Origin of the sequence: Nonomuraea sp. NPDC047897 (genome assembly GCF_043204415.1) — a bacterium.
GTDB lineage: Bacteria > Actinomycetota > Actinomycetes > Streptosporangiales > Streptosporangiaceae > Nonomuraea.
Window position 1 is genome coordinate 269925 of record NZ_JBIDCC010000012.1, and the last position, 10794, is coordinate 280718.

At 71.7% G+C, this 10794-nt stretch carries 9 protein-coding genes and 2 rRNA genes; all 11 read right to left on the reverse strand.

What is annotated here, in order from left to right; genetic code table 11:
• Positions 1–25 precede the first annotated feature (25 nt).
• Positions 26–1192: a rod shape-determining protein RodA gene (gene rodA / locus ACGF0J_RS27025; RefSeq protein WP_393149946.1), complete on the reverse strand. Its 1167-nt coding sequence runs from the start codon at positions 1190–1192 to the stop codon at positions 26–28.
• Positions 1189–3234, reverse strand: coding sequence for a penicillin-binding protein 2 (gene mrdA / locus ACGF0J_RS27030; RefSeq protein WP_393149948.1), 2046 nt, complete (start codon positions 3232–3234; stop codon positions 1189–1191). Before mrdA ends, rodA begins: the two co-directional genes overlap by 4 nt.
• Positions 3231–3698 carry a rod shape-determining protein MreD gene (gene mreD / locus ACGF0J_RS27035; RefSeq protein ID WP_393149950.1) on the reverse strand — a complete coding sequence of 156 codons (468 nt, stop codon included), beginning with the start codon at positions 3696–3698 and terminating at the stop codon, positions 3231–3233. Before mreD ends, mrdA begins: the two co-directional genes overlap by 4 nt.
• A complete protein-coding gene (locus ACGF0J_RS27040; RefSeq protein WP_393149952.1) occupies positions 3695–5215 on the reverse strand; it encodes a rod shape-determining protein MreC in 1521 nt (506 codons plus the stop codon). The genes mreD and ACGF0J_RS27040 overlap by 4 nt, the downstream gene beginning before the upstream one ends.
• Positions 5215–6246, reverse strand: a complete 1032-nt coding sequence (locus ACGF0J_RS27045) for a rod shape-determining protein (RefSeq protein WP_393149954.1) — start codon at positions 6244–6246, stop codon at positions 5215–5217. Before ACGF0J_RS27045 ends, ACGF0J_RS27040 begins: the two co-directional genes overlap by 1 nt.
• A 235-nt stretch (positions 6247–6481) precedes the next feature.
• Positions 6482–6892: a nucleoside-diphosphate kinase gene (gene ndk, locus ACGF0J_RS27050; protein WP_101789909.1), complete on the reverse strand. Its 411-nt coding sequence runs from the start codon at positions 6890–6892 to the stop codon at positions 6482–6484.
• 213 nt (positions 6893–7105) lie between these two features.
• Positions 7106–8734 (reverse strand): hypothetical protein, encoded by a 1629-nt coding sequence (locus tag ACGF0J_RS27055; protein ID WP_393149956.1) that lies wholly within the window; start codon positions 8732–8734, stop codon positions 7106–7108.
• Positions 8735–8745: 11 nt separating this feature from the next.
• Positions 8746–9087 carry a DUF4233 domain-containing protein gene (locus ACGF0J_RS27060; RefSeq protein WP_393149958.1) on the reverse strand — a complete coding sequence of 114 codons (342 nt, stop codon included), beginning with the start codon at positions 9085–9087 and terminating at the stop codon, positions 8746–8748.
• Positions 9087–10376, reverse strand: coding sequence for a bifunctional folylpolyglutamate synthase/dihydrofolate synthase (locus ACGF0J_RS27065; protein ID WP_393149968.1), 1290 nt, complete (start codon positions 10374–10376; stop codon positions 9087–9089). The genes ACGF0J_RS27060 and ACGF0J_RS27065 overlap by 1 nt, the downstream gene beginning before the upstream one ends.
• Before the next feature lie 138 nt (positions 10377–10514).
• Positions 10515–10631 (reverse strand): 5S ribosomal RNA (rrf, locus tag ACGF0J_RS27070).
• A gap of 70 nt (positions 10632–10701) precedes the next feature.
• Positions 10702–10794, reverse strand: a 23S ribosomal RNA gene (locus ACGF0J_RS27075); the annotation flags it as partial.

A 10794-nucleotide genomic window follows, 5' to 3' on the forward strand; every position in this document is an offset into this window, starting at 1 on the left:
AGGTGGCGGTGACGCCCGCGTCACGTCAGGTGAACGACTGTTCGCGGATCCTGATGGACTGCAACAGGCCCACCGCGATGAGGTTGGCGAAGGTCGCCGTCCCCCCGTACGACACGAACGGCAGTGGCAACCCGGTGATCGGCATTATCCCGATCGTCATCCCGATGTTGATGAACGTCTGGAACGCGAACCAGCACACGATCGTCCCGGCCGCCAGCGTGCCGAACCGGTCGTCGCATCTGCGTGCGATCTTCAGCCCGCGCAGCAGCACCACCCCGAGCAGCAGCACGATCGTGACCGAGCCGAGGAAGCCGAACTCCTCCCCCGCCACCGTGAAGATGAAGTCGGTGTGCTGCTCGGGCACGAACCTGCCGGTCGTCTGCCCGCCCTCGAACAGTCCCTTGCCGAACACCTGCCCCGAGCCGATCGCGATCAGCGACTGGGTGCTGTTGTAGCCCACCCCCCGCGGGTCCACCCCCGGGTCCACGAACGCCGTGAACCGCGCCACCTGGTACGGCTCCAGCATCTGGAAGGCGAACACCGCGAACACCCCGGCCCCGGCCGCGAGTCCCAGCAGCGTGATCCACCGCTTGCGCACTCCGCTGATCACCAGGGCGCCGACCACGATGACGCCCAGCACCAGGGCGGTGCCGAGGTCGGGCTGCGCCATCACCAGCCCGATCGTCAGCGTCGCGACCACCAGGGCGATGACCACGTCGAGGTTGCGCGGCCGCTCGCCGCTGTCGGCCGGCTGGGCGAGCAGCATGGCCAGCATCAGCGTCAGCCCCAGCTTGGCGAACTCCGACGGCTGCACCGCGAAGCCGCCCCCGAGCAGGATCCACGAGTGCGACCCGTTGATCGTCGCGCCGAGCGGGGTGATCACCAGGATCAGCCCGATGATGCTCAGCAGGTACACCAGCGGAGCGTAGGCGCGCATCGCCCGGTGGTCGATCGCGGTCGTCACCACGAACAGTCCGGTCCCGATGAGCAGGTTCAGCACGTGCTTCTTGACCAGCCCTGTGGCGCCGGGCGCCCACGTCCGGGTGGACGACCACACCAGCAGCGTGCCGATGACGCACAGCGCGGCGACCGCGACCAGCAGCACCCCGTCCAGCCGCCACAGCGGCGACTGCGCGCCGACCGCCCGCCGGGCGAACGACCGCCGTCCCCGCGTGACCGCGCCGTCGATCATCCGCGCGCCACCGTCCCGTCGGGCCTGAACGTCGGCAGCGTGCTGACGGGCTTGCCGCCCGGCAGCACGGCGGGCCGCTTGATGCCGTAGATCCCCTCGTAGATCTCCCGTACGGCCGGCGCCGCCGCCTGGGACCCCATCCCGCCCTGCGAGATCATGGCGACCACCACGAAACGCGGGTTCTTCGTCGGCGCGAACGACGCGAACCAGGAGGTGTCGGCCTTCCCCCACACCTCGGCCGTGCCGGTCTTGCCGCCGATGCGCACCTCGTCCATCGGGAACCCGCTGAACGCCCCCGCCGCGGTGCCGTCGGAGGCGACCTCGCTGAGCGCGTTCTTGATGTAGACACGCTCCTTCTCGCTGACCGGCAGCCTGCCGACGACCGGCACGTCGTACGTCTCGACCACCGTGCCGTCGGGCCGCACCCGCGCCCACCCGATGCGCGGGCTGCGCAGCTTGCCGTCGCTCACCAGCGCCGCGTACGCGCGGGCCAGTTGCAGCGGCGTCACGAGCACGTCACCCTGGCCGATGGAGAAGTTGGCCGAGTCGCCGGGCCGCAGCACGAACCCCTCGGTGCAGTTCTCGTGGGCCAGCCGCTTGAGGAAATCCGCCCGCGCCCGGTCGGTCACCTCGGGATAGCCGGTCTGCGCCCGCTTGCAGTTGGTGGCGCTGGTCAGCGTCCACATCTCCTTCTTCCAGGCCCGGTCGGGGATCCGCCCGGCCGACTCGCCGGGCAGGTCGACGCCTGTCGGGCTGCCGAACCCGAAACCCCTGGCGGTGTTGGCGAAGACCTCCTTGGCCGTCTTCTTCGGGCTGCGCCCGCCGTCACGCAGGTACTGCTCGTAGGCCGCCCGGTAGAAGATCGTGTCGCACGACCTGACCAGCGCCGTGTGCAGGGTGAGCGTGCCGAGCCCGATGCCGCGGAAGTTGTTGAACGCCCGGTCGCCCACCATGTAGGAGCCGGGGCAGCCGTACGTGCCGTCGATGGGGTAGCCGGCCCGCAGCATCGCCGCCACCGACGACACCTTGAACGTCGATCCCGGCGCGAACTGCCCGTTGATGGCGCGCGACACCAGCGGCTTGCCGGACTTCTCCGACATCAGACGCTGGTAGGCGCCCGCGGTGATGCCGCCGGCCCAGATCCCCGGGTCGTACCCGGGCGCGCTGGACAGCGCCAGCACCCGCCCGGTCCGCGCGTCGAGCACGACGGCGGCGCCGCCGTCGGCCTTCGGCGCGCGCTCCATCGCCCGGTGCAGGGCCCGCTCGGTGACCTCCTGCAGTCCCGCGTCGATGCTGGTGATCAGGTGGTCGCCGCTGACCGGCCGCACCTCCTGCTCCAGCCCGATGGGCTTGCCCATCCGGTCGACCTGCACCCGGCGCTGCCCGGACTTGCCGCGCAGCGCCTCGTCGTAGACCTGTTCGAGGCCGTCGCGCCCGGCCAGGTCGACACCGGAGTAGGCGGCCTTCAACCCTTCGCGCTTCTCCAGCTCGGCCTCGGTGACCGGCTGCAGGTAGCCGAGCATCTGCGCGCCGGCCTGGCCGAGGGGGTACTGCCTGACCGACTGGATCTCGGCGGTGATGCCGGGGAACTCCTCCTGGCGCTCCAGGATCTGCAGCGCCTCGCGGGTACCGGCCTTCTCCTCGATCGGCACCGGCTGGTACGGCGATCCGGTCCAGCACGGCTGCGACACCGTCGGCCCGCACGGCCTGATCCGCTGCTGCAGCTCCCTGAGCGGCTTGCCCAGCACCGCGCCGAGTTTGCGCAGCACACCCACGCCGCCGTCGGGGGTGCGCGACAGCGTCGTCCGGTCGACGGACACGACCAGCGAGGTGTGGTTGCGGACCAGCGGACGCCCGGAGGAGTCGAGGATCTGTCCCCGCACCGCGGGCACGATCACCGTCCGCGTCCGCGTCTCGGCCGCCCTGGTCACGAACTCCTGCCCGCGCACCACCTGCACCTGCCACAGCCGCACGGCGAGCACCACCAGCAGCGTCAGGACCAGGACATGCAGGATGAACAGCCGGGTCCTGATTCTGATCATGTCGCGTACCCCGCCCGCATCGTCCGGCCCGACAGCCACATCACGACCGGCGAGAGCAGCAGCGTGTAGGCGATCGTGAGCGGCACCTGCTCGGTCAGCGTGGCCACCGTCACCCGCGGGTCGGAGATCAGCCCGCCCAGCCCGGCCGCCAGCAGCGGAGCCAGGATCACGCATGCCATGACGGTGGTGACCGCGTTGCCGCCCAGCCCCCGCCCCGCCAGGTAGCCGACGATCGCCAGCACGAACGCGTACTGCCCCAGCAGGTGCGCCGTGGGCGGCATCACGTCGGCCAGCAGTCCCGCGCCGAACCCGATCACGGCGCCGGCCGCCGGCCCCCGCGCCATGGCCACCCCGACCACGGCCAGCACCACCAGGTCCGGCGTCACCCCGCCCGGCAGCGGCATCCGGTTGACCACCATGACCTGCACCAGCACCGTGGCCAGCACGATCAGCACGCCGGTCATCGCCCTCCCTCCCCGCGCGACGCCCGCCCGCCGTGCGCGGCGGGCCTGACGGTGTCCTCGGAGCCGCGGGCCGGCGGCCGCGCCGCGCCCGCGTCACGTGTCGCGGAGCGCGGCCGGGCCCGTCCGACGTCCTCGCTGCCGCGCTCGGCGGGCCTGACGGCCGCCCGTACGGAGGGACGGGCCGCAGGTTGGGCCGAGGGCCGAACCGAGGGCCGCGCCACAGGACGGGTCGAGGGCCGCGCCACAGGACGGGCCGAGGGACGGGCGGCGGGACGGGCGGCCTGCTGCTCGGCGGCCGGCCCCCGGACCGCTCTCGTCGAGTCACGTCCCGGTGCCACCCCCGCCCCCACCGGCTCGCGACCGCCGCTCTCCCGCCCGGTCGGGGCGTCCGGGCTCCGCGGCCCGTCACCCCGCTCCCCCTCCGCCGGCGCGTCCGGCGCCCCCGACGGGACGCCCGGCCGTACGGACGGCTGCCCGGACGGCTGCCCGGACGGCTGCACGGGTGGCTGCACGGGCGGCTGCACGCGCGGGCCGGTGCCGGGCCGCCGGCCGCGGGTGGGACGCAGCGCGGCGTCACGCGCGTCACGTTCCGGCGGGACCACACCTCGTTTGGGCGGGCGCGCGGTGTCGGCCAACTGCTTCTTCGGGTCGGGTTTGGGCGGCAGGACGGCGTCGCGCGGGTCACGCGCGGGCGCCCGCACCACCACGCCCACCACGTCCAGCGCGGTCAGATCGGCGTACGGCCTGGCGAATGCGACCCGCGTCAGCTCGCCGGGCGTCGCCTCCACCCGCTCGATCACCCCGATCGGCACCCCCGGCACGTACGGCCGGCCGTGCTGCGATCCGAAGCTGACGATGCGCCCGCCGGGCGCGAGCGGCGCCGACGCGTCGAGCAGCTTGAACCTCAGGAGCCGCCCGTTCTCGCCCACGCCGTGGACCACGCCGATCTCCTGACCGCCCTCCAGCCTGGCCCCCGTGGCCGAGCCCCGGTCACTGATGAGCACGGCCGTCGCGGTGTCGTCGGTCGCGCTGATGACGCGGCCGATCAGCCCGTCGCCGTTCAGCACGGTCATCTCGGGACGGACTCCGTCGGCGGCGCCGGCGTCGATCTGGATGGCCTCCTCGAATCCGGGGCTGCCGCGCCGGGCGATCACGTTGGCCGTCACCACCTTGTAGCCGCCCCTCCCGGCCAGCCCGAGCATCCGCTTGAGCTGCTCGGAACGGGCGGTGTCGAGCTCCTTGGCGATGAGGGCGGTCCGCAGCCGGGCGTTCTCCCGCTCCAGGCGTTCGATCTCCTCGTGGGCGCTCGGAGCGTTCGCGATGGCCCGGAGGAAGTCGCCGAGCGGGCGCGTCACCGACCCGGCGGTCTGCTCCACCGTGCCGAAGATCCAGGTGCCGGCCGCGCGCAGCGACCCGAATGGCGAGGCCGCGCCCAGGCGGTGGTCGACCGTGAGGATCACCAGGGCGGCCGTCAGCAGGATGCCGAGGGTCAGCCTGGCGCGGCGTGAGTCCCTCATCAGTGCCGCGACTCCGGCACGAGGACCTGCTGCAGCGCCTCGAACTCCTCGACGCATCTGCCCGAGCCCAGCGCCACCGAGTCGAGGGCGTTCTCGACCAGGTGGACGGGCATGCCGGTCTCGGCCTTGATCCGTTCGTCCATGCCTTTGAGCAGCGCGCCGCCGCCCGTCAGCGCGATGCCGCGGTCCATCAGGTCGCCCGAGAGCTCGGGCGGGCACCGGTCGAGCGTGGCCTTGACGGCGTCCACGATGGTGTTGACCGGCTCCTCGGTGGCCCTGCGGATCTCCGCCGCCGACACCACGACCGTCTTGGGCAGACCGGTCACCAGGTCACGGCCGCGGATCTCGGCGTGCGCCTCCTCGCCGGTGGACCACGCCGAGCCGATCGCCATCTTGATCTCCTCGGCGGTGCGCTCGCCCAGCATCAGCGAGAACTCCTTCTTGGCGAACGTGATCACCGCCTGGTCGAGCTCGTCGCCGCCGATCCTGATCGACTGGCTGGTCACCACCCCGCCCATCGAGATGATCGCCACCTCGGTGGTGCCGCCGCCGATGTCGACCACCATGTTGCCGGTGGGCTCGTGCACCGGCAGCCCAGCGCCGATCGCCGCGGCCATCGGCTCCTCGACGATGTAGACCTTGCGCGCCCCCGCCTGGTAGCCGGCCTCCTTCACCGCCCGCTGCTCGACACTCGTGATGCCGCTCGGCACGGCGATGATCACCCGAGGCTTCGCGAAATGGCGCCGCCGGTGCACCCGCTGGATGAAGTAGCGCAGCATCCGCTCGGTCACGTCGAAGTCGGCGATCACACCGTCCTTGAGCGGCCTGACGGCCACGATGTTGCCCGGCGTGCGGCCGATCATCCGCTTGGCCTCGATGCCGACTGCCACGATCTTGCCGGTGGAGGTGTTGATGGCGACGACGGACGGCTCGTTGAGCACGATGCCGCGGCCCCGCACGTACACCAGCGTGTTGGCGGTGCCGAGGTCAACGGCCATGTCACGGCCGAGAAACGCGAGCTTGCTGCCCATGGGGAACGGAGCCTTCCGTGTCGTACGCCTTTGACTACGGACCGAATTCGAATCGTAACGTGACGTACCCACCAGGACCCGCAATGAGCCCACGCGCCCCTCAAAAATCCTGCCGCCTCTGCGCCAAGCCCCTTTTGCCCGAAATGCGGGCTGAAGCATGATGCCCGCCGGGCGCGTACGGCCAGGCGGGCATCAAGGGCGGCGCGGCGGGCGAACCCGCGCGACGGACGCGAGACTAGAAGCGGTCCGGGAAGAAGATCTTGATCTCCCGGGCGGCGGACTCGGGCGAGTCGGAGCCGTGGACGACGTTCTCGCCGATCTCCAGGGCGTGGTCGCCGCGGATGGTGCCGGGAGCCGACTTCACCGGGTCGGTGAGCCCGGCCAGTGCGCGGAATGCCTCCACGGCACGCGGGCCCTCGAGCACCAGGGCGACGAGCGGGCCCGAGGTGATGAACTCGACCAGCTCGCCGAAGAACGGCCGCTCGGAGTGCTCGGCGTAGTGCGCCTTGGCCGTGTCGACATCGAGGGTGCGCAGGTCCATCGCCACGACCTTGAGGCCCTTGCGCTCCACGCGGGCGATCACGTCACCGATGAGGCCGCGCTTCACCCCGTCGGGCTTGATCAGGACAAGAGTGCGCTCGGACACTTGAGGTTCTCCTTCGAACGGGTCTGGGGTCGCGGATGCGGCTACGCGCGCCGGGGAGCCTCCGTCTCGGGCGGCCGGGAACGGCTCTGCGCCTCGGAGCGCCTCGATCGCCGTAGCTGCGGCTCAGCTTACCGCCCCGCGGCCGTCGGCCCGCTTGTGCGGCCTCAGACCCTCCTGACGCCCGTACGGCACACGTCCGACGCGACCCCGCGCCTACGCCGTCCCCGTGTCCTCGGGAGAGCCCGCCTGCGGCGGAACCGGCGGAACCGGCGGCACGGGCGGAACCCGTGGGACAGGCGGAACGGGCGGCGGGCCTGACGGAACGCGTGGAACAGGCCCGGTGTCGTCTCCCGACCTACCGCCCTCCTCCGCCGCCCGCTGCGGACCCGCCCCCAGCGGCCCGGTATCCCCCGGCCCGCCCTCGGCGGTGTCCCCTCGCACGCCGGCATCCTCCTCGGCCACGCCCCCACGCCGGGCCAGCAGCGCGGCGAACACGATGACCGCCACCACGAGGAACCCGCCGATCAACGCCCACAGGTGCAGCGCGTCCACGAACCTGTCCACCAGTTCCTGTGGCGCCCTGACCCCCTGCAGCATGGCCATCTGCACCCCTGTGCCCAGCAGGTAGCCCGCGAGCACCCCGGGGAAGCACAACGCCACACCGAACATCGCCGCCCCGAAACCGGCCGCGCGCAGCGCCGCCGTGAGCGCCACGGCGGCCCCCACGGCGAGCAGCGTGAACGGCACGACCAGCACCAGCCCGTCGGGGTCGGGCACGAGGACCCGCACGGATCCGAGCCCGAGCACCATCGCCAGCAGGCCCAGCGACGTCAACCGCCGTCCGCCGTCCGCCGCGAACAGGCACACCAGCACGGCGGCGGCCACGGCCAGCAGCCCCGCCACGCCGAACGGGATCCACAACCCCTTCAGCCCCGGCCCGCCGAGCCCGCCCATCTCGACGTACGTCACCTGGGCGATGCTGGGCAGCAGCACCACTCCGACGGCCACCATGGTGCAGGCGAGCGTGCGCCCTTCGGCCGTGCCGACGGACGCGAGCGCGAGCAGCGCCACCACGGCAAGCACCGCCACGAGGATCACCACGTTGGCCTGCCAGTCCTGGCTCGCGGTGCTGATCGCCGCGACCGCGATGCCCACCGCGGGCACGGCCGCGAGCAGGAGACGGTTGCGCTCGCGCGGCTCGGGCCGCGGGGCCGGCTTGCGGTCCCGCAGCAGCCAGACCACGAGGTACGCGGCGGCGAGGGCAAGCGCGATGCCGCTCACCATGGGGTACGGCTGGAGCGTCACCTTCCAGTCGTTCACGCCGTCGAGCGGCCACAGCGCCAGCGCCTGGGCGCCCACAAGACTGAGGGCGAGCACCCCCGCCCACAGGGCGCGCAGCAGCGGCGGGCGCTCCCACACGGCGACCAGCGTGGCGGGCACGAGCAGCCCGGCGCCGATGCCGTGGAGCACGCGCATGACGCCGACGAGGAACGTCGAGGCGGCGTACCCGCCCGAGGCGTCGGCCAGCGCGAGCAGCAACAGCCCCGCTGTCACGAGGTGGGGCGCCTTCACCCGGCCCAGCGCCACCGCGGCCAGCGGCACGGTCAGCATCATCGCCGGCAGGGCGAGGCCGTGCGCGCGCATGAGACCGAGCCGGTCGAAACCGTCGGGGAGCAGGTCTCCGACGACGGAGACGGTGTTGGGGATCGAGACGATCGCCAGGGGCAGCGCCGCCACGACGAGCAGCGCGAGCACGGTGTCGAGCAGCCAGGGAAGCCTGACGCTCTCGGCGGGTCCCGTGGCTGACTGGTTCGGGGACCGCTGAATCGGGGGGACGGCCATGTTCGCCGACTTTAGCGGGAAGTCACGCCCTCGACACGGCGAGCGACGAATATCGCCGTGATCCACAATGCCGCGAAGATCGTTCCGAGGAGGAACATGGCGGGCACCAGGAACCCCGTGGCGATCGCCAGCACCTGGGCGAGCGTGCCGAGAACGTACCCGACCGGCTTCTTCAGCAGCCCGGCCGACACGACGCACAGCACCGCGAGCCCGGCGCCGGCGCACACGGCCAGCACGGGCCGCACCCCGCCCACGGCGATCGCGACGGGGATGGTCAGCGCGGCGACGATGGACTCCATGCCGAGCACGCTTGCTCCGAGCCTGCGCATGCCCGGAGTGACCTGGAACCCCATCAGGCGCCCTCCCCCGTGAGCAGGTGGCGGGCGTCGCCGGCGGTCACCACCGAACCGGTGATGAACACCCCCGTGCCACTGAACTCGCCCTCCGCGTCCGCTGCCGCGATGCCTCTGTCGATGGCCTCGTCCAGCCGCTCGACGGCGTGCACCCGGTCCTCGCCGAAGATCGGCCCGGCCAGCTCGGCGAGCTCCTCCGCGGTCATCGACCGGGGGGAGGAGTTGCGGGTCACGATCACCTCGTCGAGGATGGGCTCCAGGAGCTCCAGCAGCCCTTCGACGTCCTTGTCGCCCATCGCGGCGACGACGCCGACCACCTTGGCGAAGTCGAACGCCTCGTGCAGCGCCTCGATCGTGGCCTGCATGCCGCCGGGATTGTGCGCGGCGTCGACCACCACCGTCGGGTTGCGCCGCACCACCTCCAGGCGCCCCGGCGACGAAGCCTGCGCGAAAGCCTGGCGCACCAGATCGGCGTCGAGCGGTTCGTCGCCGCCCGTCAGCGCCTCCACAGCGGCCAGCGCGGTGACGGCGTTGCTCGCCTGGTGCGCGCCGTACAGCGGCAGGTAGACGTCGTCGTACACGCCCTTGAGCCCGCGCAGCGTCAGCAACTGGCCGCCCATCGCCACCTCGCGGGCGAGCACGCCGAACTCCAGCCCTTCACGGGCGACCACCGCGCCGACGTCCGCGGCGCGGCGCATCAGCACCTCGGCGGCCTCCAGCTCCTGCTGGCCAAGCACGGCGGTGGCGCCCGGCTTGATGATGCCCGCCTTCTCGCCCGCGATGCTCGGGATGTCGGGCCCGAGCCGGTCGGTGTGGTCGAGCGAGACAGGAGTGATCACGGCCACCGTGCCGTCGGCGACGTTCGTCGCGTCCCAGGAGCCGCCCATACCGGCCTCCACGACGGCGACGTCGATCGGCGTGTCGGCGAACGCGGCGAAGGCCATGGCCGTCAGCAGCTCGAAGAACTGGATGCGGCGGCCCTGCGTGTCGGCCAACTCGACGTACGGGATGATCTCCTCGTACACCTGCGCGAAGCGCTCCTCGCTGAGCGGCTCGCCGTCCACGGTGATGCGCTCGCGCATCGAGACCAGGTGCGGGCTGGTGAAGCGGCCCACCCGCAGGTTGCGCTCCCTCAGCAGCGCCTCGGTGAGCCGGGCCGTGCTCGTCTTGCCGTTGGTGCCGGCTATGTGAATGACCGGGTACGCCCGCTGCGGCGAGCCGAGCAGATCCATGAGAGCCGCGATCCTGTCGAGCGTCGGCTCGAAGTCCCACTCGACGCCACGCTCCATGATCGCGCGTTCAACCGCACGATAGTCCACATCACAACCCTACTGACCCGCCGCGACCGGTCCGGCCCGGGGGCCCAGGCCCACATAGAAAAAGGGGCCCCACCCGAAGGTGAAGCCCCAATTCCCTCAACAAAAATTGTCCGGCGGTGACCTACTCTCCCACACCCTCCCGAGTGCAGTACCATCGGCGCTGAGAAGCTTAACTTCCGGGTTCGGAATGTAACCGGGTGTTTCCTTCCCGCCATAACCGCCGTAACCCTATGAAACAAACAAACAAAACTGTTTGCTGTCTCAGAATTGCCTAGTGGACGCAAGCAAGAACCTTGTGGTCAAGTCCTCGGCCTATTAGTACCGGTCAGCTCCACACGTTACCGTGCTTCCACCTCCGGCCTATCAACCCGGTCGTCTACCGGGAGCC

What these genes read in the sequence shown, in the direction of transcription:
- rodA (WP_393149946.1), bottom strand. Translation starts at nt 1,192, where the DNA reads ATGATCGACGGCGCGGTCACGCGGGGACGGCGGTCGTTCGCCCGGCGG.
- mrdA (WP_393149948.1), bottom strand. Translation starts at nt 3,234, where the DNA reads ATGATCAGAATCAGGACCCGGCTGTTCATCCTGCATGTCCTGGTCCTG.
- mreD (WP_393149950.1), bottom strand. Translation starts at nt 3,698, where the DNA reads ATGACCGGCGTGCTGATCGTGCTGGCCACGGTGCTGGTGCAGGTCATG.
- ACGF0J_RS27040 (WP_393149952.1), bottom strand. Translation starts at nt 5,215, where the DNA reads ATGAGGGACTCACGCCGCGCCAGGCTGACCCTCGGCATCCTGCTGACG.
- ACGF0J_RS27045 (WP_393149954.1), bottom strand. Translation starts at nt 6,246, where the DNA reads ATGGGCAGCAAGCTCGCGTTTCTCGGCCGTGACATGGCCGTTGACCTC.
- ACGF0J_RS27055 (WP_393149956.1), bottom strand. Translation starts at nt 8,734, where the DNA reads ATGGCCGTCCCCCCGATTCAGCGGTCCCCGAACCAGTCAGCCACGGGA.
- ACGF0J_RS27060 (WP_393149958.1), bottom strand. Translation starts at nt 9,087, where the DNA reads ATGGGGTTCCAGGTCACTCCGGGCATGCGCAGGCTCGGAGCAAGCGTG.
- ACGF0J_RS27065 (WP_393149968.1), bottom strand. Translation starts at nt 10,376, where the DNA reads ATGGAGCGTGGCGTCGAGTGGGACTTCGAGCCGACGCTCGACAGGATC.